Genomic DNA, 24160 nt, shown 5'->3' with positions numbered 1-24160 from the left:
CGAGGTCCGCGCGCGTTGGCTGCGATCGTGGCGGCAGCGGCTGCCGCGCTGGTGGCGGTGTCGGTCGGGGTGTCGCCTGCCGTCGCGGACACGGGTCCGCGGCTGGACGTGGCACCGGCCGACCTGGCGGCGAGCCTGACCTGCAGCGCCGGCATCGACAACGCGACGCAGGACCCGGTGCTGCTCATCCCCGGCACCACGCTCACCGCGGACGTCAACTTCGACTGGAACTACGAGCGCGCGTTCGCCGCGGTGGGCAGGTCGTACTGCGCGGTGACCCTGCCGAACCACGGGATGTCCGACATCCAGGTCTCGGCCGAGTACGTCGTCTCCGCCCTGCGGACGATGGCTGACCGCGCCGGGCGCCACGTCGACGTCGTCGGTTTCAGCCAGGGCGGGATGATCACCCGGTGGGCGCTGAAGTTCTGGCCCGACACCCGCGGCGACGTCGACGACGTGATCGGCATCGATCCGTCGAACCACGGCACGCTCGACGCCTTCGCGATCTGTGCCACCGGGTGCGCGCCGTCGATCTGGCAGCAGCGCACCGGCTCGCGCTTCCTGGCCACGCTGAACGCGGGCCGGGAGACCTACTCCGGGATCAACTACACGCAGGTCTATTCGGTGCAGGACGAGGTCGTCGTGCCGAACCTGCCGCCCGACGCGAGCTCGTCGCTGTACACCGGGCCGGGGCGCATCAGCAACATCGCGGTGCAGCAGATCTGCCCAGCCCACGTGGCCGACCACCTCATGATGGGGACCATCGACCCGGTGGCCTACGCGGTGGTGATCGACGCGCTGGACCACGCGGGTCCCGCCGACGCCGCCCGGATCGACCGGGCCGTGTGCAGCGCCCCGCTGATGCCCGGCGTCGACCCGGTCGCGTTGCCCGCGAATGAGTTGCGCTTCAACAGCCAGGTCGCGACGAGCCTGGCGGGCGCGCCGCACGTCGCGGTGGAGCCGCCGCTGCAGCCCTACGCCCGTAGCTGAGTCCGGCCGATCATGACCGGCGCAGCCTCTTCTGCCACCGGCTGCCCGGTCGGGGTCGGTCGGATGACGTCCGGCCGGCTGCCGGGCCGAAGGGGCGCGCCGACGGGCATGGCGTCGCGGTGAACCCTCCTGAGTCAGGCGTCCCCAGGCATGCTGGGACAATCGAGTCGGGTGGCGGCCCGGACCGGGCCGCACGGGAAGGGGATCGACGGTAGTGACGGCAACCGATCAGGCGCTCGAGCTGGCCCGGGTGGCCGTGGCGGCCGCCGCGGACAAGAAGGCCCACGACATCGTCGTGCTGGACGTCTCGGAGCAGCTGGTCATCACCGACTGCTTCGTCATCGCCTCGGCGCCCAACGAGCGGCAGGTCCAGGCGATCGTCGACGAGGTCGAGGAGAAACTGCGCGAGCACGGCGTCAAGCCGACTCGGCGGGAGGGCACGCGCGAAGGACGGTGGGTGCTGCTGGACTTCACCGACGTCGTGGTGCACGTGCAGCACAGCGACGAGCGCGGCTTCTACGGCCTCGATCGGCTCTGGAAGGACTGCCCGCAGATCGAGTTCCCCGAGCTGGACACCGCGGAGCAGGCCAACGGCGCAGGCTCCACCCCGCCTCCTGGCGCGGCCGGGTGAGCCTGCGCAGGCTGATCCTGCTGCGGCACGGACAGACCGACTACAACGTCGCGGGCCGGATGCAGGGGCATATCGACTCGCAGCTGACCGACGAGGGCCGTACGCAGGTGGCCCGGGCGGCCCGGGAGCTGGCCCGGTTCGGAGCCGACCGGCTGATCAGTTCGGACCTGAGCCGGGCGGTCGACACCGCGGACCAGGTCGCCGCGGTCACCGGGCTGCCCGTGAAACTGGACTCGCGGCTGCGTGAGACACACCTGGGGGAGTGGCAGGGCCGCACGATCGACGAGATCGAAGCCGACTGGCCGGGCGCGATCGCGACCTGGCGCTCCGACCCGACCTGGGCCCCGCCCGGCGGTGAGTCCCGGGTGGAGGTCGTGGCCCGGTCGCTGCCGGTGGTACGTGAACTCGACGCCGAGCTGGCCGCCGGCGTCGACGGCGACGGCGACGTCGACGGCGACGGCCGGACGGGCTTGCTGGTGGCCCACGGCGGGCTGATCGCGGGCCTGGCGTCGGGGTTGCTGAGGCTGCCCGAGGAGACCTGGCCGTCGATCGGCGGGGTGGGCAACGCCCGCTGGGTGACACTGGCCCGCCGCCCGGGCCACCCGCGCTGGCGGCTGACCGGGTACAACGTTGGCGCGGGCGAGTGAGATGCGGGGACCGCTGCTGCTGGTCCTCGGCGACTCCCTCGCCTTCCACGGCCCGGAGCGCGGTGAGCCGGCCGACGAGCCGCGGCTGTGGCCCAACGTCGCCGCGGCCGGGCTCGGCGGGCGCGCCGTACTCGTCGCCGGCATCGGCTGGACCGCGCGACACGCCTGGCATGCCCTGACCCGCGACCCGCGGGTGTGGGCGGTCATGCCGAAGGTGGACGCGCTGGTCCTCGGCGTCGGCGGCATGGACACGCTACCGTCGCCGCTGCCCACCGCGCTGCGCGAGCTCATCCCGGTGCTGCGGCCCGACCGGCTCCGCCGGGCGGTTCGCGCCGGGTACCAGCGTGCCCAGCCGGGCCTGTCCCGCGCGTTCGCCGTGCTGCCCGGGGGTGGGCCGGTGGCGCTGCCGCCCCGGCTCACCGTCGGCTACCTGGAGCAGTGCCGGCAGGCGGTGCACGCGATCCGGCCGGGGGTCCCGGTGGTCGCGGCGCTGCCGTCGGTGCATCGGGCCTCGGTCTATGCGGGGGTGCACGCGGGCCGGGCGGCTGCAGAGCGGGCGACCCGGGAGTGGGCGGCGGGCGCGGGGGTCGCGTTGCTGGACCTGCCGGCGCTGGTGGGGGATCACGTGCTGTCCGGGCAGGGCAATCCCGACGGCATGCACTGGGGCTGGCCGGCGCACGCCGCGGTCGGCGCGGCGCTGGCGGAGTTGCTGGAGCCGGAGCTCGGGGAATGAGCATCGTCGACGGCCCGTCCAGGTCCGATTCGTCCGGGTCTTCTGTCCCGCGCCGCGACATGCCTTAAGGTGCGTCGACGTGCCCGTCGCCGTGGTGACCGACTCGACCACCTACCTACCCCCGGGCGTTGCCGAGCAGCGCGGTATCCGGATCGTCCCCCTCGAGGTGCGGCTGGGCGACCGCGTCGGGCGCGACGGGCAGGACATCGGCCCGACCCAACTCGTCGCGGCTCTCGCCGACCGGCATCTGGATGTGCAGACCTCCCGGCCCACGCCGGCCGCGTTCGCCGCCTGCTTCCGGGAGGCGCTGGCGCAGGGAGCGGACGGGGTCGTCTCGGTGCACCTGTCCCGTGAGCTGTCCGGGACGTGGGACGCCGCGCGATTGGCCGCGGAGGAGGTCGGCCCCGACCGGGTGCGGGTGGTCGACTCGCGGGCGATGGCGATGGGCCTGGGCTACGCGGTGCTGGCCGCGGCGGATGCCGCCGACGCGGGGGCCGGCGGCGCGGTGGTCGAGGACGCGGCGGCCGACGTCGCGGCCCGCTGCCGGGTGTTCTTCTCGGTCGACAACCTGGACCGGCTGCGCCGCGGCGGACGCATCGGGGCGGCCGCGGCGCTGCTCGGGACGGCGCTGGCGGTGAAGCCGTTGCTGCACCTGTCCGAGGGCCGGATCATGCCGCTGGAGAAGGTGCGGACCACCGAGCGGGCGTCGCAGCGGCTGGTCGATCTCGCGGTGCAGGCGGCGGGCTGCGGGCCGGTCGACCTGGCGGTGCATCACCTGGGCGCGGCCCGGCGGGCCGACGACCTGGCCGAACGGCTGCGGGCCCGGCTGCCGCACGCCGATCGGCTGCTGGTGTCCGAAGTGGGCGCGGTGATCGGTGCGCACGCCGGGACCGGCTTGCTCGGCGTGGTCGTGGTGCCGAAGGCCTGAGGCGGGCGCGCCGGGCCGGCGCGCGGCGCGCCGCGGGTCCCCGCCCAGGATGCCCGACCGCACCGACGAGACCGCCACTGTGGACCGCTGGCGTGGTCGGTTGTCCCCATCGGGGATCCGCCATCCACAGCGGGCGACGAGGTTGCGCGAACGGGTTCCTGCTCGTCCTAGCGTCGATGGCGTGGCCCGCCGAGACCCCCACCCCGACGCCGGGCGACGGCTGGCGACCGTGCTCGCCATCCCCGTCGGGCGGCCCTACGGCGCAGCCGCGGTGGTGCCGTCGCGGCGGTCCGGTGCCGCTGCACGGGGATCGGCGGGCGGGCAGCCGGCGTCCGCCCGGCCCGGCCCGGCCCGTGGTGCTGACGCCGACGACCCGCCCACGCTGCCATTGCCCCGGGTGGCCACCCGGTCTCCCCGGGGCGGTCCCGCAGCCGGCCCGGCAGCGGCGGCGAGTGATCCCGCGGAACCGCACGGGGCCGGGCCCGACGAGCAGGCGGGGACGCCGGATCGCCCCGGACGGCCGGCCCACGCCGCGATCACCGGGCGGGCCCGGGCCGCCGTGCGTCGCTGGGTCCCGGAGGGCTGGCGCGGTGCCCGGCTCGACCCGGGCCGGCCGGGGGCGACCGCGCTCGCGCTGGTGGCCGCCGTGGCCGCGGTGCTGGCGGCCGTCGGGGTCTGGTCCGGGCGGCCACAGGCGGAACCGGTCACCGCGTTGCCCAGGGTCGGCCTGAGCGCCGACCCCGCCGCCGGCGCTCAGGCCGACGCCGCGCCCGATCCGGCGGCCGGCACACCCGGGCCGATCGTCGTGAGCGTCGCGGGCAAGGTGGCGAGGCCGGGCCTGGTTCGGGTCCCCGACGGCTCGCGGGTGGCCGACGTGATCGAGGCCGCCGGGGGTCCGCTGGCCGGCACCGATCTGAGCGCCGTCAACCTCGCCCGCCGGGTCGGCGACGGTGAGCAGGTCGCGGTCGGTGTGCCGGCCGCCCCGGACGCCGCCGCGACGGCGCCGGGTCCCGGCGCCGATGCCGGTGGAACGGCCGGCCCGGCGGCCCCCGGCGGCAGGATCGACCTCAACCGGGCCACCGCGGAGCAACTCGACGGCCTGCCCGGGGTGGGACCGGTCACCGCCCAGCGCATCCTCGAGTGGCGGGCCCGCAACGGTCGGTTCACCCGCGTCGACCAGCTCCGCGAGATCGAGGGCATCGGCGAGCGGCGCTTCGGTCAGCTGCGCGAACTGGTGACGGTCTGATGGGTCGGCCGGCGGGGACGCGCGCCGCGATCGGGGCCCGGGCCGCTGTCGACGACGAGCGGCGGACCCGCCCCGACCTGCGGTTGGTCCCGGGCGCCCTGGCGGCCTGGACCGTCGTGCTGGCCGGGCTGCTCGCGGGCCCGCTCGCCGCGACACTGCTCACCGCGCTGGCCGCCGGCGGGCTCGTCGTGGCGGTGTTGCCGCGGCACCGCCGGCGCTCCTGGGCGAGCGGGGTGCTCGCGGCCGCCGGGTGCGCGGCCGCGGCCGGGGTCCTCGTCAGCACCCACGTACTGCAGGTGCGTGGGCATCCGCTGGCCGGCGCCGCCGAACGGGGAGCCGCGGCGACGCTGCGCGTGGAGCTCGCCGACGATCCCCGGCCGATCCGCGGCGCCGGCTACGGCGCCCGGCCCGGGGGAGCCACCCAGGTCCTGGTGCCCGCCGTGCTGCGCCACGCCGCGGTCGACGACGGTTCGTGGGCCACCGGTGGCCGGGTGCTCCTGCTCGCCGCGCCGGAGGGCTGGACGGGGCTGCTGCCCGGGCAGTCCGTCACCGTCGAGGGGCTGCTGGCGCCCGCCCAGCGCCGGGACCTGACGGTCGCGGTGCTGCGGGTGCGCGGCCCGCCCGGCCAGGTCGGGCCGCCGTCGTGGTGGCAGGCGGCCGCCGGGTCGCTGCGGGACGGTCTGCGGGAGGCCGCCGCGGTGCTGCCCACCGCCTCGGCCGGGTTGCTTCCCGGCCTGGCGGTGGGGGACACCCGCAACCAGACGGCGGAGGTCGAGGAGGACTTCCGGGCCGCGGGGCTGACTCACCTGACGGCCGTGTCCGGGGCGAATCTGGCGATCGTGGGTGGCGCGGTCCTGGGCCTGCTGCGGCTGTTCCGGGCCGATCCGCGGCTCGCCGCCGCGCTGAGCGGGGTGGCGCTGGCCGGGTTCGTGATCCTCGCCCGGCCGTCGCCGAGCGTGCTGCGAGCGGCGGTCATGGGCGGGGTGGTGCTGCTCGCGCTGGCCCTCGGACGGCGCCGGTCGGCGGTGCCCGCGCTGGCCGCCGCCGTGCTGATGCTGCTGCTGATCGACCCGCGGCTCGCCGTCGACCCAGGGTTCGCGCTGTCCGTGCTGGCCACGGCTGCGCTGGTGCTGGTCGCACCCGGCTGGGCCGCCGCGCTGCGTCGCCGCGGCGTGCCGCCCGGGCTCGCGGAGGCGCTGGTCGTCCCGGCGGCGGCGGGCGTCGCGACCGCACCGGTGATCGCCGGGCTCAGCGGGCAGGTCAGCCTGGTCTCGATCCTGGCGAACCTGCTGGTCGTCCCCGCGGTGGCGCCCGCGACGGTGCTCGGTGTGCTGGCCGCGGTCGTCTCCCCGCTGGGCGGACCCTGCGCCGCGGCCTGCGCGTGGCTGGCCGGCCCCGCGGTGGCCTGGCTGGTCGCGGTGGCCGACCACGCGGCGGCGGTCCCGGGCGGCGTCCTGGACTGGCCGGACGGGGTGCCGGGCGCGCTGCTGCTGACCGGAACGGTCGTGCTGCTGGCGGTGCTGGGGCGGTCGCCGCGGCTGCGGGCGCTGCTGCTGGCCGCGTTGCTCGGGCTGATGCTGGTCCTGGTGCCGACCCGGCTGGTGCCGCCGGGGTGGCCGCCGCCGGGCTGGGCGGTGGTGGCCTGCGACGTCGGCCAGGGCGACGCCCTGGTGCTGGCCACCGGCCGTCCGGGCCGGGTGGTGCTCGTCGACGCCGGCCCCGACGACGGCCTGGTGGACGCCTGCCTGGACCGCCTCGGGGTCACCGGGATCGCGCTGGTGGTGCTCAGCCACCTGCACGCCGATCACGCCGGTGGCCTGGCGGGGGCGCTGCGCGGGCGCGCGGTCGGCGGAGTCGCGGTCGGCCCGGTCCGGGAACCGCGGTGGTCGCTGGAGCAGGTCGCGCGGCAGGCGGCCGGTGCCGGCGCCCCGCTGGTGGCGCTGTCCGCCGGGCAGCGGCTGACGTGGCCGGCGCTGACCCTGGACGTGATCGGGCCGGTGCACCCCGCGTCGTGGATCGACCCGGAGGACGGCACCGCCGTCAACGACGGCTCACTCGTGGTGCGGGCGGCCACCCCGGCCGGGTCCGTGCTGCTGACCGGCGACGTGGAGCTCGCCGCCCAGGCCGATCTGGTGGCGTCCGGGGCCCCGTTGCGGGCCGACGTGCTCAAGATGCCGCATCACGGCTCGCGCTACAGCTCGGCGACCTTCCTCAACGCGGTCGCGCCGCGCGTCGCGCTGGTCAGCGTCGGAGCGGGCAACACCTACCGGCATCCCAACCCCGGTCTGATGGACGCGCTCACCCGGGCCGGTGTGACGGTGCGCCGCACCGACCTCGCCGGCGACGTCGCCGTCACCGCACCCGCGGGGGCCGGCGACCACGATCCCGGCGCCGCCCTGGAGCTGGTGAGTCGCGGTGATCCGCTGCCGGCCCGGCGCCGCCGTGGCCGACGGCTCAGCCCCGGCCGGCCAGCGCCTCGCGGACGGCCTTGCTGGTGGCCGGTACGGTCGCGGTCGGCCCGACCTGCCCCGACACGGCGTCGAGGGTCTTGAGCCCGTCGCCGGTGATCAGCAGCACGGTCTCCGCGTCGGGGTCGATCTGGCCGGCCTCGATCAGCTTCTTCGCGGTCGCGACGGTCACGCCGCCGGCGGTCTCGGCGAACACGCCCTCGGTGCGGGCGAGCAGCCGGATGCCCTCGACGACCTCGTCGTCGGTCACGTGCCCGATGGCGCCGCCGGTGCGGCGGACGGCGTCGAGCACGTAGGGCCCGTCGGCCGGGTTGCCGATGGCCAGCGAGCGGGCGATCGTGTCCGGCCGCACCGGCTGGACCACGTCGTGCCCGTCCTCGAAGGCCTTGGCGACCGGCGAGCAGCCGGTGGCCTGGGCACCGAACACCCGATACGGGGTCGGCTCGACCAGCCCGAGCGTGCCCAGCTCGGTGAAGCCCTTGTCCACCTTGGTCAGCTGCGAGCCGGAGGCCACCGGAACGACGATCTGCTCGGGCAGCCGCCAGCCGAGCTGCTCGGCGACCTCGTAGCCGAGGGTCTTGGAGCCCTCGGCGTAGTAGGGCCGGACGTTGACGTTCACGAACGCCCAGTCCTCGTGCTCTGCGGCGAGCTCGGTGGCCAGCCGGTTCACGTCGTCGTAGTTGCCGTCCACCGCGAGCAGCGTGCCGCCGTAGACGGCGGTGGTCAGCACCTTGGCCTGCTCCAGCGAGGACGGGATGAGCACGACCGAGTCCCAGCCGGCCCGGGCGGCCGCGGCGGCGACCGCGTTCGCGAGGTTGCCGGTGGACGGGCAGCACAGGACGGAGAAGCCGAGCTCGCGGGCGGCGGCCAGCGCGACGGCGACGACGCGGTCCTTGAACGAGTGCGTCGGGTTGCCGGTGTCGTCCTTGATCCACAGCTTGCGGACGCCGAGCTCGGCGGCGAGCCGGTCGGCCTGGATGAGCCGCGTCAGGCCCGGCTCGGTGTTGAGGTGGGACTGCACGTCCGACGGCACCGGGAGCAGGTGGCGGTAGCGCCAGATCGACTTCGGGCCCGCCTCGATCGACTCGCGGGTCACGCCGGAGAACTCGTAGGCCACCTCGAGCGGCCCGAAACACCGCGGGCAGGCGAACTCCGCGGCGAGGGGGATCTGGTGGCCGCACTCGCGACAGGACAGGGCGCGAGCGGGCCCGAGGTCGTAGGTGGTGGTCGCCGGGACGTCGGCAGTCATCGTCATCGTGAGATCTCCTCATCTGCCCCGCACTGCGCGGGTCGGAATTGGCACCGTGATCGTCGACGGATCTCTGCGCGTGCGCGCTGGTCGTCGGTTGACGCCGGTTGCCGGGGCTTCGCCGGGCCGTTCCCTCTGCCCCTCTGGATGAGCCATATTCGGTTGTCCCCCGGCGCGGTGCCGCGGAGTTGGGCCCCACGCTACGACATGGCGGTTCGTTCTGCCCAGCCGTGGCCCGCCATCTGGGAGCCGGGTCACGATCTGTCCGGGCCGTGCGCCACCATGGCGGCGTGACTCCGCCGGTGGCTCCGCCGTCCGCTCCCGCGCCGTTGCAGCTCATTATCGGCGAGGAGGAACTGCTGGTGGAGCGGGCCGTGCAGGGGGTGCTGGCTGCCGTCCGCGTCGTCGATCCGACCGCCGATGTGCGCCGGTTCCGCGGCTCCGAACTGACCCCGGGCCAATTGGCCGAGCACCTCAGCCCGTCGTTGTTCTCCGAGGGCCGGGTGGTCGTGGTGGCCGGAGGGCACGAGGTCGGCAAGGAGATGGCCGCGGCGATCACCGCCTATGCCGCCGCGCCGGCCGACGGGATCGTGCTGGTGGTGCTGCACGCCGGCGGGGCGCGCGGCAAGGCGCTGGCCGACGACCTGCGCAAGGCCGGGGCCGCGCTCACGAAGTGCGAGAAGGTCACCCGCTACGAGGAACGCGCCGACTTCGTCCGCAGCGAGGTGCGCCGGCTCGGCGGCAAGATCGCCGGCGACGCGGTCCCGGTGCTGCTCGAGGCCGTGGGCTCGGACCTGCGCGAGCTGGCCTCCGCGACCGGACAGCTGGTGGCCGACACCGGCGGCACGATCGATGAGCACGCCGTGCGTCGCTACCACCGCGGCAAGGCGGAGGTGTCGGGCTTCGCGGTCGCCGACAAGGCGGTGGCCGGGGACCGGGCGGGGGCGCTCGAGGCGCTGCGCTGGGCGCTGGTCCTGGGGGTGGCGCCGGTGCTCGTCGCCGACGCGCTGGCCGACGCGGTCCGCACCCTGGCCAAGGTTGGAGCGGCCGGGCGGGGCGATCCCAACCGGCTGGCCGGCAGCCTCGGCATGCCGCCGTGGAAGATCCGCAAGGCGCAATCGCAGGTTCGGGCCTGGCGGCCGGAAGCGCTGGCCGCGGCGTTCGCGGCGACAGCCCAGGTGAACGCCGACGTCAAGGGCGCCGCCGCGGATCCGGCCTACGCGCTGGAGCGGGCGGTGCAGCGGATCATCGACGCCCGCGAATCACGCTGACCGGGTCATCCCCAGCCGGGCGTGGCCGGAAGGCCCGGCAAGCCCCCGGACAGCCCGACGGCGCTGCCCCGCGGGAGTGGGCAGCGCCGTCAGTGGTGCGGGCTCGGTCGAACCGGCCCCGCGAAGGAGTCGGTATCGGACCGGCGATTCGTTACAGGCTGTTGATCCGGTGGGCCATCGCCGACTTGCGGTTGGCGGCCTGGTTCTTGTGGATGACGCCCTTGCTGGCGGCCTTGTCGAGGGCCTTCGCGGCGGTGCGCTGCAGCTCGGTGGCCTTCTCGGCGTCGCCGAGCTCCACAGCCTCACGGAAGTGGCGGATCGCCGTACGAACGGACGACTTGACCGACTTGTTGCGCATGCGGCGCTTCTCGTTGGTCTTGACCCGCTTGATCTGGGACTTGATGTTGGCCACGCGTTTGCCTCGAGTTCTTCCTGCCTGGACTGCACGCCTACTGATCTGGGGCTCCGGCGCCCGGATCATGGGGTCGACCCAGATCAGGCAAGCACGCCGAGCATTCGGCTGACCATGCTAACAGCGCTACCGGGACCGGTGAAATTCGCCCCGGTTCAGAGGGAGCAGGGCCAGGAACGCCCCGACCCCGCACAGCATCGCCCCGGCGACGGACCACCGGTAGCCCCCGGTGGTGTCGATCACCAGTCCGGCCAGGGGCGGGCCGAGCAGCGCCCCGATCCCGCCCGCGGTGTAGATCAGGCCGACCAGCCCGCCGAGCCCCCGCAGCCCGAACAACTCCGCGACGACGGTCGGCTGCAGCGCGATCCATCCGCCGTAGCCGATCCCGAGCACGATCGCGAACACCAGGAGCAACGGCAGCGTCCACGCCCTTCCCACCGACGCTGCGGCCAGCCACGCCAGGAAGCTGACGGCCAGGGTCGCGTAGCTGACCTGGTAGGTGCGGATCCGGCCGATCCGGTCGGCCAGGGCGCCGATCGCGAGCCTGCCGACCACGCTGGCCACTCCGATCACGCCGACGATGGTCGCGGCCGGCACCGGGTCCACTCCGGCCTCGACCGCGAACGCCGGCAGGAACACGAACGGCACGAACAGCGCCAGCGAGGCCAGCAGCGTCGAGGCGTAGAGCGAGCGGAACGCCGGGGTCCGCACCAGCGCGCGCACGGGCAACGGCGAGTCGCCCTGCGGCTCCGGCGGCCGGCGCGCCACCACGGCGCACGCGACGAGCAGCAGCGTCCCGCCGATCGCGAAGATCACATTGGTGCGCCGCCAGCCGTAGGCGTCGATCAGGGCCGCGGCCACCGGGGCGCCGGCCAGCGTGCCGACCCCGATCCCGGCGACCGCGACGGCGAGCGCGACGCCGCGGCGCCGGTCGAACCAGCCGCCGACCACGGCGACCATCGGCACGTATCCGCAGGCCACCGCGATCCCGACGCCCAGCCCGTAGGTCAGGTAGCCCACCCACAGGTGCGCGACCCACGAGGTCGTCACCAGCCCGGCGGCGAGCGCCGCCGCACCGACCAGCAGCACCGGGCGCGGGCCGAACCGGTCCACCGCGCGTCCGCTCACCGAGCCCAGCGCGAACCAGCAGAACGCGGTGAACGAGAAGACGATCGAGGTGGCGCCGCTGCCGGTGCCGAACTCCGCGGCCATCGGGGCGAAGAAGGCGCCGAAGCTGTAGGCCACGCCGAAGACGACGGCCATCGACACGAACGCGGCCGCGACGGTGAGCCAGCCGCGGGCAGAGTCAACCTCGGTCGCCAGCGGCCGCGTCGCCATGCTCTGGAGAGTAGGTCGGGGACGGCGCCGCTGGAGAGTGTGAGGTGGGACACGCCGTGCCGGCCGTCCTGATCGGCGGGCTCGCCGCGGTCGCGTCCGATCAGCGATGGCCCATCCCTCCCGGCTGGGTGAAGATGACCGGTGTGAGCCGAGCAGCCGAGCGGAACAGTCCGCCCCGGCGATCGGCGAGGGCCGGGCAGACAGGGTCCCTGCTGTTCGACGGCTATCTCGAGCCGGACCGGCCGCATCCCGGGGTGTTCGACGAGATGTTCTCCCCCGACGGCGCCGTCCGCGCGCCGTACCGGGCGGTGCGGGACGTCCTCGCGCCCGCGGTGGCCGAGCCGGACGCCCGGCCGGAGGCGCTGGACCGCGCGTCCATCGGCCAGGACACCCTCGCGGTACGGGGCCGGCGTCCGATCCCGCTGGACGTCGTGCCCCGGGTGATCTCGGCGGGGGAGTGGTCGCAGCTGCAACGCGGCATCGTGCAGCGGGTGCGCGCGCTCGAGGCGTTCCTCGCCGACGTCCACGGCGACGCGCAGATCGTCCGCGACGGCGTGCTCCCCCGCCGGCTGATCACCCGCTGCGCGCGGTTCCACCGCGTGGCGGCGAACCTCGACCCGCCGGGCGGCGTGCGCATCCACGTCGCCGGCCTCGACCTGGTCCGCGACCAGGCGGGCGCCTTCCGGCTTCTGGGGCACAACCTGCGCAACCCGTCGGGGGTCGGTTCCGTGCTGGAGAACCGGCGCACGATGGCGCGGGTCGTCCCCGACCTGCTCAGCGAACAGCGGGTGCGCCACGTCGGTGACTACTGCGCCCACCTGCTCCGGGCGCTGCTGGCCACCGCGCCGAACGTGGCCGACCCGGTGGTCGTCGTGCTCACCCCCGGCGCCGACGACCACGCGTACCCCGAGCACACGCTGCTGGCCCGGCGGATGGGCGTCGAGCTCGTCGAGGGCCGGGACCTGTTCTGCCGCGACCACTCCGCCTACCTGCGCACCGCCCGAGGCGAGCGGCAGGTCGACGTGATCTACCGCCGGATCGAGGACGAATTCCTGGACCCGCTGCAGTTCGATCCGGACTCGGTGCTCGGCGTCGCCGGGGTGCTCAACGCCGCGCGGGCCGGCAACGTCGCCATCGCGAACGCTCCCGGCAACGGTGTCGGCGACGACCGGCTCGTCTCCACCTACGTGCCCGAGATGATCTCCTACTACCTGGGGGAGAAGCAGCTGCTCCCCGACGTCGCGACCCATCGCTGCTGGCTCGACGACGAGCGGGCCCACGTCCTGGCGCACCTCGACGAACTGGTGCTGACGCCGGCCCGGGGCTCCGGCGGCTACGGGATCCTCTTCGGGCCGAGCGCCACCGCCAGGCAGCTCGCCGCAGCGCGCAAGCAGATCAGGAAGGACCCCTGGGGCTGGATCGCCCGACCCGTGGTCCAGCTGTCCACAGTGCCCACGAACGCGGGCGGCCGGCTGGTCCCGCGGCACGTCGGCCTGCGTCTGTTCGCGGTCAACGGCGGCGGCGACGGCGTGTTCGTGCTGCCCGGCGGATGGACCCGGGTCGCGCTGCCCGAGGGCAGCCTCGTCATCGACTCGGACGGAGGCAGCAAGGACACCTGGGTGCTCGCCGAGGGGCGTGCGCTGGAGGCCGGGTGACGGGTCGGCGGATCCGCGTCGTGCACGAGACCGTCTACCGGTACTGCGCGCCGATCACCGAGTCCTACAACGAGGCCCGGCTGACCCCGAGCAGCGACACCCGGCAGAACGTGATCGTCAGCCGGATCCGGACGGCACCGGCGACCCGGCCCTACCGCTACCGCGACTACTGGGGCACCATCGTCACCGCGTTCGACCTGCACGTCCCGCACACCGAGCTGCGGGTCACCGGCACGTCGGTGGTGGAGACCGCCGACGCCGTCGCGCCCGCCCGATCGGTGACCTGGAAGAAGCTCGGCTCCGAGCCGATCCGGGACCGGTTCACCGAGATGCTGGAGTTCACCGACTTCGTCTGCGCCGACCGGGAGCTGGCCAGGGTCGCGATGTCGTTGCGGCGCGGCCGCAAGCCCGCGGACGCGGTGGTGGCCGCGGGCCGCTGGGTGCGCGAGCACCTGACCTACCAGGCGGGCACGACGGGTGCGCACACCTCGGCGATCGAGGCATGGCAGGCGCGGAAGGGGGTCTGCCAGGACTTCGCGCACGTGACGTTGCTGCTGCTGCGCGCGATGGGCGTTCCGGGGCGTTACGTGTCCGGCTACCTGCTTCCCCGCGCCGACGCCGGGACCGACGAGATCGTGAGCGGGGAGAGTCACGCCTGGATCGAGGCGTGGACCGGCGGCTGGTGGGGCTACGACCCGACCAACGACATCGAGATCGCGCACCGGCACGTCCGGGTCGCCGGCGGCCGGGACTACTCCGACGTCCCGCCGCTCAAGGGCATCTACTCCGGGGGTCCGGCGAAGGCTCCCGACGTGACGGTGGAGATGACGCGGCTCGCCTGCCCTACCAGACCCGGTAGGGCAGGAACTTCCCGTTCATCGTCATCTTGACGCGATCGCCCTTGGGGTCGGTGACGCGTTCGAGCTTCAGCTCGAAATCGATCGCGCTGACGATGCCGTCGCCGAACTCCTCGCGGACCAACTCGCGGATCGCCCCGCCGTAGACCTGAACCATCTCGGTGAGCCGGTAGACCAGCGGGTCGGTGGTGTCGACGGCGTCTGCACCGCGCAGCGGCGGCAGCGTCAGCGCGTCGACGACGCTCTGGTCCAGGTCGAGCGCGGAGCCGACGGCGGCCGCCTGCTCATCGGTCAGCTGCTGCTGGCCGAGCAGGGCCGAGGTGGACCACTCGGTCGAGCGGCCGAGGATCTCGGCCAGGTTCTCCCAGCGCAGCCCGAGCCGCTTCTTGGCGGCGAGAACGGCTGCGGCGGCCTGCTTCCGGTCCAGCGGGGGGATCGGCGTGACGCTCATCGGGTGACCTTTCGGGTCTCGTGCACCCCGGCACGTTGCATCGGGGTGGCTTTGCTGATGTCCAATGCCAGCAGAGCCACCCTCATGGCGCTACGGGGGGGTGGTTGGGTTGTGATTGCCGCGTGGATGGCGATGACGCCGCGCGCGGGCTCGGCCGGGCCTTCGAGCCCGACGCCCGGCCGGCGAACTGGCGCCGGCACCGTGCGCCGCTCGCGGAATGGGACGGCCGGCCTCCGGACTTCCCCGCCGGGTAGCCGCTGCTGGTCGACGACCGCCGCCCGATCGACCTTGCGGTGGTGACCGTCGCCCAGCGCGCCGCCGTGACGAGGCCGGCCGGGCCGATCTCGGCGCCGTCACGGTCGTGCGCGGCACCCGCCGGCCCCTTTTTCCGTATCGTTGCTGGCAGTGGTCTCGGCGCAGTTCCTGCAGGCCCCGTGCCCGCCGGGGGCAGGCGTCACACCTGCAACTCCACTCCGTCACCCACGCGCCACCCGGGCGAGTGGTGCGGCCGCGGAACGACGCAGGCGCGGGGCCACCTCGCGCACATGGGACGATGGAAGCAACCCGCATCTGAATGGATCTGTGAGTGACGACGTACGCCGACCGCACGTTCACCCCGCCGGAGCGCATCCGGAACTTCTGCATCATCGCTCACATCGACCACGGCAAGTCGACGTTGGCGGACCGCATGCTGCAGCTCACCGGGGTCGTCGAGGAGCGCGCCATGCGCGCGCAGTACCTCGACCGGATGGACATCGAACGTGAGCGCGGCATCACCATCAAGGCGCAGAACGTCCGGCTGCCGTGGAAGGTCGACGGTGAGGACCACGTCCTGCACCTCATCGACACCCCCGGCCACGTGGACTTCACCTACGAGGTGTCCCGCGCGCTCGAGGCCTGTGAGGGCGCGATCCTGCTGGTCGACGCCGCGCAGGGCATCGAAGCGCAGACGCTGGCCAACCTGTACCTGGCGCTGGAGAAGGATCTGACGATCATCCCGGTGCTCAACAAGATCGACCTGCCCGCCGCGGACCCGGACCGCTACGCCGCCGAGATCGCGCACATCATCGGCTGCGAGCCCGAGGACGTGCTGCGGGTCAGTGCCAAGACCGGGGCCGGGGTGAAGGAACTCCTCGACGAGGTCGTCCGCCAGGTCCCGGCGCCGGTCGGCGACTCCGACGCGCCTGCCCGGGCGATGATCTTCGACTCGGTCTACGACACCTATCGCGGCGTGGTCACCTACATCCGTGTCGTCGACGGCCGGATCACCCCGCGCGAGCGGATCAGGATGATGTCCACCGGGGCCACCCACGAGCTGCTCGAGGTCGGCATCGTCTCCCCGGAGCCGAAGCCGACCGAGGGCCTCGGCGTCGGCGAGGTGGGCTACCTGATCACCGGGGTGAAGGACGTCCGGCAGTCCAAGGTCGGCGACACCGTCACGAGTCAGCGCAAGGGCGCGACCGAGCCGCTGACCGGGTACCGCGAGCCGCGGCCGATGGTCTACTCCGGGCTCTACCCGGTCGACGGGTCGCAGTACCCGGAGCTGCGCGAGGCGCTGGACAAGCTGCAGCTCAACGACGCCGCGCTGACCTACGAGCCGGAGACCTCGGCGGCGCTGGGCTTCGGTTTCCGCTGCGGGTTCCTCGGCCTGCTGCACCTGGAGATCACCCGCGACCGCCTCGAGCGGGAGGCCGGGCTGGACCTGATCTCCACCGCGCCGAACGTCGTCTACCGGGTCGTGCGCGACGACGACACCGAGATGACCGTGACCAACCCGTCGGACTGGCCGACGGGCAAGGTCGCGAAGGTCTTCGAGCCGATCGTCAAGGTGACGATCCTGGCGCCGTCGGAGTTCATCGGCGCGATCATGGAGCTGTGCCAGAGCCGGCGCGGCCAGCTCGGCGGTATGGACTACCTGTCCGAGACCCGCGTCGAGCTGCGCTACACGATGCCGCTCGCGGAGATCATCTTCGATTTCTTCGACGCCCTGAAGTCGCGCACCCGCGGTTACGCGAGCCTCGACTACGAGGAGGCCGGCGAGCAGGAGGCCGACCTGGTGAAGGTCGACATCATGCTGCAGGGCGAGGCGGTCGACGCGTTCTCGGCGATCCGGCACAAGGACGACGCCTACGCCTACGGCACGTCGATGGCCACCAAGCTGCGCGAGCTGATCCCGCGCCAGCAGTTCGAGGTGCCGATCCAGGCCGCGATCGGGTCGCGCATCATCGCCCGGGAGAACATCCGCGCGATCCGCAAGGACGTGCTCGCCAAGTGCTACGGCGGTGACATCACCCGTAAGCGCAAGCTGCTGGAGAAGCAGAAGGAGGGCAAGAAGCGGATGAAGACCATCGGGCGGGTCGAGGTCCCGCAGGAGGCCTTCGTCGCTGCACTGTCCACCGAGTCCACCGCGGACAAGGCGAAGAAGTAACCGCAGGGATCAGCGCCGCCGGGGCGTCGCAATCACGTCGCGCCGGACGGGTGCAGGGGAGCAGCATGTCCGCCATGAGCACCTTGCTGGCCGACCTGACCACGCCCGTCGTCGCGGCGCCGATGGCGGGTGGCGGCACCACGCCGGAACTGGTGGCCGCAGTGGGTGCGGCCGGCGGGTTCGGCTTCCTCGCCGGTGGTTACCTCGACGCCGATGCGCTGGCCGCGCGGATCGCTGCGCTGCGGGCGTTGTCGGACCGGCCGTTCGGGGTGAACCTGTTCCTGCCCGGCCCGCGCCGCGACTCCGGTGCCGCGGAGTACGGGGAGCGGCTCGTCGCGGCAGGCCTGGAGCCCGGGGAGCCGCGCTACGACGACGACGGCTACCCCGGCAAGCTCGCGTTGCTGCTGGCCGAGCCGGTCCCGCTGGTGTCGTTCACGTTCGGCTGCCCGGATGCGGCGACCGTGCGCGACCTGCACGCGGTGGGCAGCGAGGTCGTGGTGACGGTGACCGGTCCGGCCGAGGCCCGGCAGGCCGCCGCGGCCGGCGCCGACGCGCTGGTCGTGCAGGGCATGGAGGCCGGCGCGCACCGCGGGTTGTTCAGCGACGACCCGGCGGACCCGGCCGGCGGTGACGCGCTCGGGCTGCTCGCGGCGCTGCGCCTGGTCGCTGCGGCCGTGGAGCTGCCGCTGGTCGCGGCCGGCGGCATCGCCGACGGCGCCGGGGTGGCGGCGGTGCTCGCCGCCGGGGCCGTCGCCGCGCAGCTCGGCACCGCGTTTCTCGTCTGTCCCGAGGCCGGGACGAAGCCTGCACACCGGGCCGCGCTCTCCACTCCGGACGGGCCGCGCACCGGGTTCACCCGGGCGTTCACCGGTCGCACCGCGCGGGGCATCCGCAACGCGTTCCTGGACGCGCACGGTGCCGCAGCACCGGCGGCCTACCCGCAGGTGCACCACATCACCGCCCCGATCCGGGCTCACGGCGAGCCCGACCGGATGGCGCTGTGGGCCGGGCAGGCCTATCCACTGGTACGGCCGCTGCCGGCCGCCGAGCTGGTGGCGCTGCTGCGTGACGAGGCGGCCGCGGCGGCCCGGCGGCTCACCGACCGGCTCGGGGCCGGGGTGTGAGCGGCGCGGGTGCACCGGGCGGGCGGGTGACCTCGGTCAACCTGGCCGCGACCGGCCCGGGAGGCCTGCTGAGCCGGCATGGCCGCAGCGGCATCGACAAGCGACCGGTGACGGGCCCGGTGTTCCTCGACGTCGGCGGTGTCGCCGGTGACAGGATCGGCGACCTGCGTCATCACGGTGGCGCGGAGCAGGCGGTGTACGCCTACGCGGCCGAGGATCTCGCGTTCTGGGCCGCCGAGCTCGACCGTCCGATGGGGCCGGGACGGGTGGGTGAGAACCTCACGTTGTCCGGGGTCGACTGCTCCGGCTCCGTGATCGGCGAGCGGTGGCAGGTGGGCGCGGCGGTACTGCGGGTGACGGCCCCGCGCATCCCCTGCTCGACGTTCGCGGGCTTCGTCCAGGTGCCGGACCTCGTCGGGCGGTTCCTGGCGGCCGGACGGCCGGGGTGTTACCTGGCCGTCGAGCGTCCGGCGGACGTTCAGGGCGGCGATCCGGTCCACGTGGTGGACCGACCGGCGCACGGGGTCACCGTGGCCGAGGTGATGGCCGCTGTGGGCGGGCGCCGCGAGCTGCTGCAACGGGTGGCGTCGGCACGCGGCGACTTCGGCCCGCGGGGGCGGAAATGGCTCGATCGGACACTGGCTGCGATCGAGAGGACGCCGGCGCGGGAGTGACGACAGTCCGGCGGGGATTCGGGGAGGTCAGCCGAGATCGGGGCGGCGCGCCGCCAGGATCTCGAGCAGCTCGGCGAGCTGGGCACGCTCCGGTGTGTGTGCAGACCCGAGCGCGGCACCGACCTTCCGCTCGACCCGGCCGCAGACCCGCTCCACGACCGCCCGCCCGTCCTGGGCGAGGTGCACCAGTACTCTCCGGCGATCGACCGGATCATTCCTGCGGTAAGCCAACTGGCTCGCGACCAACCGGTCGACCACACGCGTCGCGGTGGGCGCGGGCAGAGCGGTATGAGTGGCGATCTCACCCATGCTCCGCCCGCCACCCCGTGCGAGCATCAGAAGTACTCGCCAGCCGTCGCGGCTGACGCCTTCCGCCGAGGTGACCGGAGACAGTGCGGCGGCGACCGCACGGTCCACCCGGTCGAGCAACTCGACCAGACCTGGTACACGCGGCGCCGGGACGGTGACCACGACCCCCGGCGCCGTTCGACTGGATGGCTCAGACACGGTGACTGACTGTACTTGCTGAAGCGACTAATTGCCCGCGTCCGCTGGGAAAACAGTGCAGCCTTGAAAGATCCGGTGTCAGCGAGTAAAGACGATCTTGCCCGCGGTGTCGCCCTCGAGCATCGCGCGGAAGCCTTCCTCGGCCCGCTCCATCGGCAGCTCCAGTCCGATCTCCGGGGAGATGCCGGCGTTCGCGACGAACGTCAGAAGGTCCGCAAGCTCCTGGCGCGTCCCCATGGTCGACCCCTCGACCCGCAGCTGCAGGAAGAAGAGTCGCTGCAGGTCGGCGCCGGGGTTCGGGCCGCTGGTGGAGCCGGAGACGACGATCGTCCCGCCCGGACGCAGCGCCCGCATGGAGTGCGACCAGGTGGCCTCACCGACGGTCTCGAACACCGCGTCCACCTTGCCCGGGAGCCGCTCGCCGGACGGGAACGTCGCGTGCGCCCCGAGCTTCTCGGCCAGTGCGCGCTTCTCCTCGGTGCGCCCGGTCACCCAGACCCGCATGCCGGCGGCCCGGCCCAGCTGAACGAGCGCAGTGGACACCCCGCCCGACGCGCCCTGCACGAGCATGGTCTGCCCCGGCTTGAGCCCGGACTTGGTGAAGAGCATCCGGTAGGCGGTCAGCCACGCGGTACCCATGACCGAGGCCTGGACCGCGGTCAGCCCCTCGGGCTTCGGGACGGCGTTGCGGGCCGGCACCACGACGGTGTCGGCGAAGGTGCCCTGGTACTTCTCGGTGAGCAGCGTGCGCTTCGGGTCCAGGGTCTCGTCGCCGCTCCAGTTCGGGTCGCCGATGATCGAGTGCAGCACCACCTCGGTGCCGTCCTCCAGCATCCCGGCCCCGTCGCAGCCGAGGATCATGGGGAACTGGTCGGGTTTGATGCCGACCCCACGCAGGGTCCAGATGTCGTGCATGTTCAGGCTGGCGGCGGTGACCTTCACCGCCACCCAGCCGTCGGGGACCTCGGGGTCGGGGCGCTCGCCCACGGTCAGGGAGTCGAGCGGAGCGTCGGCGTTGGGCTCTGCGGCGTAGACGGCGAACATGTCAGGGAATCTAGTCATGTCGCGGCCCGGCTACTGTGTGAGGCGTGCGCGCGCTGGCTGATTGGTGGGACGCGATAGAGCTGTGGGTCACCCAGCTCGCGTTCCCGTTCCAGGTCGTGCTCGCGATCCTTGTGCTGCTGCCGCTGTGCTGGGCGGCTGCGGGGCTGCTCGATCGTGGTGTCGACGCCGCCGTGGCCCGCTGGCCGTGGCGCTCCCGCTCCCCTCGAGACCGTTCCTGAATCGGTGCGCCGAAAGGCGAGGTTCGCCGCGGCCGCGGGTCTTGCCGTGGTGGTGCCGCTCGGGTCCTCGTGGCTACTACCACGAATACACCGTGCCGACCCGGGCGAACGCGACCGCGGCGCCCGCCGCCTCATCACGGGGAGCAAGCGCGAGCTGTACTACACCGCCGATCACTACGCGAGCTTCGTCGTCGTCGACGCGGCCGCCACCGGCTGATGACCGGCGGCGTGGAGCGGACCGGCCGTCGGGCAGGCGTTGCGTTTCCCGGAGTACTTCGGGCACAACCTCGACGCGCTGCACGACAGCCTGACCGACCTGTCCTGGCTGCGACCGGTGAGGTGGTGCTGGTGGGACGGGTCGAACGTGCTGCGCCGGACGGACCCGTCGGGATACCGGCGGTACTCGAGGTGCTCGGGTCGGCGATCGAGTCCGTGAGGGGAGGGCCGAGGCCGTTGTGAGTGGTGTCTGCGGAGCCGGAGATGACGAACGGGGAGCAGCCGGCGCGGCGAGAAGACCGGGCGGGCCTCCTCGTCGCTCGACCGGACCTCAGACCGCGGCCGACCCCGCCGCCGCAGCGGCCAGGACCGGCAGCACCTCGGAGCAACCGCCGTCGACCCGCACGGTGGTGAACTCGTCGCCGCGTGTCCGGCCGCGGTTGACGATCACCACCGGGATGCCGTGCTTGAACGCGTGCCGGACGAAACGCAGCCCGGACATCACCGCAAGCGAAGAGCCCGCGACCAGCAGCACCCCGCCCGGATCTCCGGACGGGTCCGGCGCCAGTGCGTCGACCAGCGCGTACGCCTGTGCAACCCGGTCCCGTGGCACGTTCTCACCGAAGAACACGACGTCCGGCTTGAGCACACCGCCGCACGCCGTGCAGGGGGCGATCCGGAATCCCTCGACCGACTCGAGCACCGCGTCCCCGTCCGGGGCCGTCTCCACCGCCGGCCCGGCCGTCGCGGCGAAACCCGGGTTGAGCTCGGCCAGCCGCGCCTGCAGGTGGTCGCGCGGGGTGACCTGGTGGCAGTCCAGGCAGATGACGTCGGCGATGCGGCCGTGCAGGTCGATGACCGAGCGACTGCCTGCGGCGCGGTGCAGCCCGTCGACGTTCTGCGTGATCAGCCCGCGCAGCACGCCGGTGCGCTCCAGGTCCGCGAACGCCCGGTGGCCGTCGTTCGGCTCGGCGCGCCGCATCCGTGCCCAGCCGACGTGGCTGCGCGCCCAGTAGCGGCGCTGCGCCGGCTCGCCGGATCGGAACTCGTCGAAGGTCATCGGGGTGCGGGCGGGCGAGCCGGGGCCGCGGTAGTCGGGGATCCCGGAGTCGGTGCTCAGTCCCGCACCGGTCAGCGCGACCACCCGCCGACCGGCCAGCACGTCCAGGGCGCGCTCGACGGACGACGCGACGGTTGAGCTCTGCACGGCCCCCAGGGTAGGTGGATACCGAACGCCGGGCGCGGGGCCGCGTTCCTACAAGACCCCGGTGGCGGCCCGCGGGAGGGTCGGGGCATGGATCACGCAGACCATTTCGCGCAGAGCGTCGACATCGCCACGACGGCGATCCGGGGCGCGCGCCCCGACCGGTTCGCCGATCCCAGCCCGTGCAGCGACGACACCGTGGCCAAGGCGACCAACCATCGCGCGTTCGGCTTCCTGCTCGCCGAGCGGTCGGGCACCCGGATGGGATGGGACCCCGCGTGGGCGGGATTCGATCTCGTGCCGTTCCTCGTCCTCGTGCCGTTCCTCGTCGACGTCCCGGAGGAGCGGTGGGCCGAGGCAGCCGGCCGGCAGGCGGAGGCGGCCGCCCGGGTCTGGGCCGACCCGCAGGCCCGGGAGGGTGACACCGACCTCGGCGGCTCGACGATGCCCGCCGCGATGGTCGGCTCCATCATGACCAGCGAGTTCGTGAGCCACGCCTGGGACGTCGCCGCGGCCACCGGTCAGAGCCTCGTCTGCCCGCCCGGGCTGGGCGAGGCGGTGGTGGAGGCCGCCTCCGGCATGGCGCAGACGGGACGCGACGGTGGCTGGTTCGGCCCGGAGGTGCCGGTCGCCCCGTCCGCGCCCGCCTTCGAACGCGCTCTGGGCGTCACCGGCCGCAACCCCCACCGGCGCCCCTGAGCCTGCTCGGCGAATCAGGCGTCCACCCATGACGGGGGGCGCTTCTCGGCGAAGGCGCGGATGCCTTCCTGGCCCTCGTCGCCGGCGAAGTAGCGGGCGGAGAGGTCCTGCATCTGCGCGAAGTCCTCACGCATCGACGACGGCCGCTCGCGGCGCAGCATCTCCTTGGTCCCGGCGAGCGCGCCGGGCGCCCCGAGACGCAGCGCCTGGACGTAGCGGTCGACCTCGGCGTCGAGTTCGTCCGCTGGCACCGCGCTGTTGATCAGCCCGATCGCGGCGGCGCGGCGGGCGTCGAACGTCTCGCCGGTGAGGAACAGCTCGTGCGCGGCGCGGCGCAGCAACCGGGGGAGCACGGTCACCGAGATGACCGCGGGGACGACCCCGATCCGGACCTCGCTGAACGCGAACGTCGCCTCCTCCGCGGCGACGGCCAGGTCGCACGCCGCGACCAGGCCGACCCCGCCCGCACGGGCCGGGCCGGCCAGCCGCGCGACCACCGGCTTCGGCGAGCTCCAGATGCGCTCCAGGATCGCCGGGACCTCGTTGACCCCCTGGCCCTGCGCGCCTGCGCCGCGTGACTCCTTGAGGTCCATGCCGGCGCAGAACACCCGCCCGGTGTGGGTCAGCACGACGACCCGGACCGCGTCGTCGGCGATCGCCGCGTCGAGGTGCGCGAGCAGTTCGCGGCGCAGCTGGGCGGACAGCGCGTTGCGGTTGGCGGGGGAGTCCAGCGTGATCGTCGCGACGCCGCTGTCGACGTCGAGGTGGACGAGTTCCGGGGCGGCGTTGTCACCGGTGGCGGGGGCGGTCATGAGACGCGACCGTAGTCGGTGCCGGCGGTAGGACCCCGCAGCGTTCGGTGCACGGCCGGCGGCCTGCTGCACGGCGGCGCGCTGATGGGGCTCGCCGGCGCGGCGGGCGGTTGGAGCGCGTTCCTCGACCTGCCCGACGGGTCGACGGGCACCGCGACCGTCGACTCCACGACGCACTTCCTGCGCGGCGTGAGCGCGGGTCACGTCGAGGCGGCGGCCCGCCCGCTGCACGCCGGGCGGAGCGTGATCGTCATCGGCACGGAGGTGCGCGACGCGGACGGCAGGCCGGTCGGGCGGGTGACCCGGACCCGGGCGGTGCTGCGGTAGCGGGCGGCGA

The 24160-nt window shown here is 73.9% G+C and carries 26 protein-coding genes, 1 pseudogene and 1 riboswitch; of the genes and pseudogenes, 19 read left to right on the top strand and 8 right to left on the bottom strand.

The features are described 5' to 3' along the window. The first annotated feature begins 15 nt into the window (after window positions 1-15). The 7 genes from HF526_RS05250 to HF526_RS05220 all read left to right on the top strand — a co-directional run bounded on the left by HF526_RS05250 (window position 16) and on the right by HF526_RS05220 (window position 7727). Window positions 16-990: an esterase/lipase family protein gene (locus HF526_RS05250; protein WP_239028314.1), complete on the top strand. Its 975-nt coding sequence runs from the start codon at window positions 16-18 to the stop codon at window positions 988-990. A 214-nt stretch (window positions 991-1204) separates the two neighbouring features. Next, window positions 1205-1621, top strand: coding sequence for a ribosome silencing factor (gene rsfS, locus HF526_RS05245; RefSeq protein ID WP_169380103.1), 417 nt, complete (start codon window positions 1205-1207; stop codon window positions 1619-1621). Then, window positions 1618-2268 (top strand): histidine phosphatase family protein, encoded by a 651-nt coding sequence (locus HF526_RS05240; RefSeq protein ID WP_169380102.1) that lies wholly within the window; start codon window positions 1618-1620, stop codon window positions 2266-2268. Before rsfS ends, HF526_RS05240 begins: the two co-directional genes overlap by 4 nt. Window position 2269: 1 nt before the next feature. Beyond that, on the top strand, window positions 2270-3001 hold the full coding sequence (gene octT, locus HF526_RS05235) for a diglucosylglycerate octanoyltransferase (protein WP_169380101.1): 732 nt from the start codon (window positions 2270-2272) through the stop codon (window positions 2999-3001). A 79-nt stretch (window positions 3002-3080) separates the two neighbouring features. Continuing rightward, entirely contained in the window at window positions 3081-3929 is an 849-nt protein-coding gene (locus tag HF526_RS05230; protein WP_169380100.1) for a DegV family protein, read from the top strand. A 181-nt stretch (window positions 3930-4110) separates the two neighbouring features. Next, window positions 4111-5175 (top strand): ComEA family DNA-binding protein, encoded by a 1065-nt coding sequence (locus tag HF526_RS34490; protein WP_338051307.1) that lies wholly within the window; start codon window positions 4111-4113, stop codon window positions 5173-5175. Further along, a complete protein-coding gene (locus HF526_RS05220; protein ID WP_169380099.1) occupies window positions 5175-7727 on the top strand; it encodes a ComEC/Rec2 family competence protein in 2553 nt (850 codons plus the stop codon). The genes HF526_RS34490 and HF526_RS05220 overlap by 1 nt, the downstream gene beginning before the upstream one ends. Here the strand turns inward: HF526_RS05220 and thrC are convergent. Beyond that, complete coding sequence (gene thrC, locus HF526_RS05215; RefSeq protein ID WP_169380098.1) at window positions 7630-8898, bottom strand: threonine synthase; 1269 nt, start codon at window positions 8896-8898, stop codon at window positions 7630-7632. The genes HF526_RS05220 and thrC overlap by 98 nt on opposite strands. Before the next feature lie 9 nt (window positions 8899-8907). Beyond that, window positions 8908-9046, bottom strand: a riboswitch (SAM riboswitch). 136 nt (window positions 9047-9182) lie between these two features. Here thrC and holA point away from each other — a divergent pair. Next, window positions 9183-10163 (top strand): DNA polymerase III subunit delta, encoded by a 981-nt coding sequence (gene holA, locus HF526_RS05210; RefSeq protein ID WP_338051306.1) that lies wholly within the window; start codon window positions 9183-9185, stop codon window positions 10161-10163. A gap of 151 nt (window positions 10164-10314) precedes the next feature. Here the strand turns inward: holA and rpsT are convergent, their stop codons facing one another. Continuing rightward, window positions 10315-10575 carry a 30S ribosomal protein S20 gene (rpsT, locus tag HF526_RS35135; protein WP_169380097.1) on the bottom strand — a complete coding sequence of 87 codons (261 nt, stop codon included), beginning with the start codon at window positions 10573-10575 and terminating at the stop codon, window positions 10315-10317. 126 nt (window positions 10576-10701) lie between these two features. Beyond that, window positions 10702-11913 carry an MFS transporter gene (locus HF526_RS05200; RefSeq protein ID WP_169380096.1) on the bottom strand — a complete coding sequence of 404 codons (1212 nt, stop codon included), beginning with the start codon at window positions 11911-11913 and terminating at the stop codon, window positions 10702-10704. A gap of 134 nt (window positions 11914-12047) precedes the next feature. Between HF526_RS05200 and HF526_RS05195 the strand changes: the two genes are divergently transcribed. Next, the gene (locus tag HF526_RS05195; protein ID WP_169380180.1) at window positions 12048-13568 is read left to right on the top strand and encodes a circularly permuted type 2 ATP-grasp protein; all 1521 of its coding nucleotides are present in this window, start codon (window positions 12048-12050) and stop codon (window positions 13566-13568) included. Then, a complete protein-coding gene (locus HF526_RS05190) occupies window positions 13565-14458 on the top strand; it encodes a transglutaminase family protein (protein ID WP_338051305.1) in 894 nt (297 codons plus the stop codon). Before HF526_RS05195 ends, HF526_RS05190 begins: the two co-directional genes overlap by 4 nt. Here HF526_RS05190 and cynS read toward each other — a convergent pair. Further along, window positions 14412-14876, bottom strand: coding sequence for a cyanase (gene cynS, locus HF526_RS05185; RefSeq protein WP_169380094.1), 465 nt, complete (start codon window positions 14874-14876; stop codon window positions 14412-14414). The two genes, HF526_RS05190 and cynS, sit on opposite strands and share 47 nt — an antisense overlap. A 122-nt stretch (window positions 14877-14998) precedes the next feature. Between cynS and HF526_RS36175 the strand changes: the two genes are divergently transcribed. From HF526_RS36175 to HF526_RS05170, 4 genes are all read left to right on the top strand, one after another. Beyond that, complete coding sequence (locus HF526_RS36175; RefSeq protein ID WP_275403887.1) at window positions 14999-15130, top strand: hypothetical protein; 132 nt, start codon at window positions 14999-15001, stop codon at window positions 15128-15130. 332 nt (window positions 15131-15462) lie between these two features. Further along, window positions 15463-17304: a translation elongation factor 4 gene (gene lepA, locus HF526_RS05180; protein ID WP_169380093.1), complete on the top strand. Its 1842-nt coding sequence runs from the start codon at window positions 15463-15465 to the stop codon at window positions 17302-17304. 83 nt (window positions 17305-17387) lie between these two features. Then, window positions 17388-18428 (top strand): nitronate monooxygenase, encoded by a 1041-nt coding sequence (locus HF526_RS05175; protein ID WP_420821589.1) that lies wholly within the window; start codon window positions 17388-17390, stop codon window positions 18426-18428. Between the two features lie 26 nt (window positions 18429-18454). Continuing rightward, window positions 18455-19102 carry an MOSC domain-containing protein gene (locus tag HF526_RS05170; protein WP_169380091.1) on the top strand — a complete coding sequence of 216 codons (648 nt, stop codon included), beginning with the start codon at window positions 18455-18457 and terminating at the stop codon, window positions 19100-19102. Window positions 19103-19129: 27 nt separating this feature from the next. Here HF526_RS05170 and HF526_RS35130 read toward each other — a convergent pair whose 3' ends face one another. Then, window positions 19130-19609, bottom strand: coding sequence for a MarR family transcriptional regulator (locus HF526_RS35130; protein WP_169380090.1), 480 nt, complete (start codon window positions 19607-19609; stop codon window positions 19130-19132). Window positions 19610-19687: 78 nt separating this feature from the next. Next, entirely contained in the window at window positions 19688-20653 is a 966-nt protein-coding gene (locus tag HF526_RS05160) for a zinc-binding dehydrogenase (protein ID WP_169380089.1), read from the bottom strand. 44 nt (window positions 20654-20697) lie between these two features. Here HF526_RS05160 and HF526_RS05155 point away from each other — a divergent pair, with 44 nt between their 5' ends. The 3 genes and pseudogenes from HF526_RS05155 to HF526_RS05145 all read left to right on the top strand — a co-directional run bounded on the left by HF526_RS05155 (window position 20698) and on the right by HF526_RS05145 (window position 21328). Next, window positions 20698-20892, top strand: coding sequence for a hypothetical protein (locus HF526_RS05155; protein ID WP_169380088.1), 195 nt, complete (start codon window positions 20698-20700; stop codon window positions 20890-20892). Window positions 20893-20963: 71 nt separating this feature from the next. Then, a pseudogene (locus HF526_RS05150) lies at window positions 20964-21109 on the top strand (ribonuclease domain-containing protein); the annotation flags it as partial. Window positions 21110-21148: 39 nt separating this feature from the next. Next, entirely contained in the window at window positions 21149-21328 is a 180-nt protein-coding gene (locus tag HF526_RS05145; RefSeq protein WP_169380087.1) for a barstar family protein, read from the top strand. Window positions 21329-21439: 111 nt separating this feature from the next. Here the strand turns inward: HF526_RS05145 and HF526_RS05140 are convergent, their stop codons facing one another. Then, window positions 21440-22315, bottom strand: coding sequence for an NAD-dependent protein deacetylase (locus HF526_RS05140; protein ID WP_338051304.1), 876 nt, complete (start codon window positions 22313-22315; stop codon window positions 21440-21442). Window positions 22316-22402: 87 nt separating this feature from the next. On the opposite strand from HF526_RS05140, the gene HF526_RS05135 reads away from it, so the two are divergent. After that, entirely contained in the window at window positions 22403-23011 is a 609-nt protein-coding gene (locus HF526_RS05135; RefSeq protein WP_169380086.1) for a TIGR03086 family metal-binding protein, read from the top strand. Between the two features lie 14 nt (window positions 23012-23025). Here HF526_RS05135 and HF526_RS05130 read toward each other — a convergent pair whose 3' ends face one another. Beyond that, window positions 23026-23823, bottom strand: a complete 798-nt coding sequence (locus HF526_RS05130) for an enoyl-CoA hydratase family protein (protein WP_169380085.1) — start codon at window positions 23821-23823, stop codon at window positions 23026-23028. An 18-nt stretch (window positions 23824-23841) separates the two neighbouring features. Here HF526_RS05130 and HF526_RS05125 point away from each other — a divergent pair, with 18 nt between their 5' ends. After that, window positions 23842-24150: a PaaI family thioesterase gene (locus tag HF526_RS05125; protein ID WP_338051303.1), complete on the top strand. Its 309-nt coding sequence runs from the start codon at window positions 23842-23844 to the stop codon at window positions 24148-24150. The last annotated feature ends 10 nt before the right edge of the window (window positions 24151-24160 follow it).

It is taken from the genome of Pseudonocardia acidicola (assembly GCF_012911935.1).
GTDB classification, from domain to species: domain Bacteria; phylum Actinomycetota; class Actinomycetes; order Mycobacteriales; family Pseudonocardiaceae; genus Pseudonocardia; species Pseudonocardia acidicola.
Note: the sequence above shows the minus strand (reverse complement) of the source record. Positions and strands in the feature narration are given on the sequence as shown.

Bases quoted from the DNA above. Each gene is read 5' to 3' on its own strand.
- HF526_RS05135 (WP_169380086.1), top strand. From the start codon at position 22,403: ATGGATCACGCAGACCATTTCGCGCAGAGCGTCGACATCGCCACGACG.
- thrC (WP_169380098.1), bottom strand. From the start codon at position 8,898: ATGACGATGACTGCCGACGTCCCGGCGACCACCACCTACGACCTCGGG.
- HF526_RS05220 (WP_169380099.1), top strand. From the start codon at position 5,175: ATGGGTCGGCCGGCGGGGACGCGCGCCGCGATCGGGGCCCGGGCCGCT.
- cynS (WP_169380094.1), bottom strand. From the start codon at position 14,876: ATGAGCGTCACGCCGATCCCCCCGCTGGACCGGAAGCAGGCCGCCGCA.
- HF526_RS05160 (WP_169380089.1), bottom strand. From the start codon at position 20,653: ATGTTCGCCGTCTACGCCGCAGAGCCCAACGCCGACGCTCCGCTCGAC.
- HF526_RS05130 (WP_169380085.1), bottom strand. From the start codon at position 23,823: ATGACCGCCCCCGCCACCGGTGACAACGCCGCCCCGGAACTCGTCCAC.
- octT (WP_169380101.1), top strand. From the start codon at position 2,270: ATGCGGGGACCGCTGCTGCTGGTCCTCGGCGACTCCCTCGCCTTCCAC.
- HF526_RS05200 (WP_169380096.1), bottom strand. From the start codon at position 11,913: ATGGCGACGCGGCCGCTGGCGACCGAGGTTGACTCTGCCCGCGGCTGG.
- HF526_RS05195 (WP_169380180.1), top strand. From the start codon at position 12,048: ATGACCGGTGTGAGCCGAGCAGCCGAGCGGAACAGTCCGCCCCGGCGA.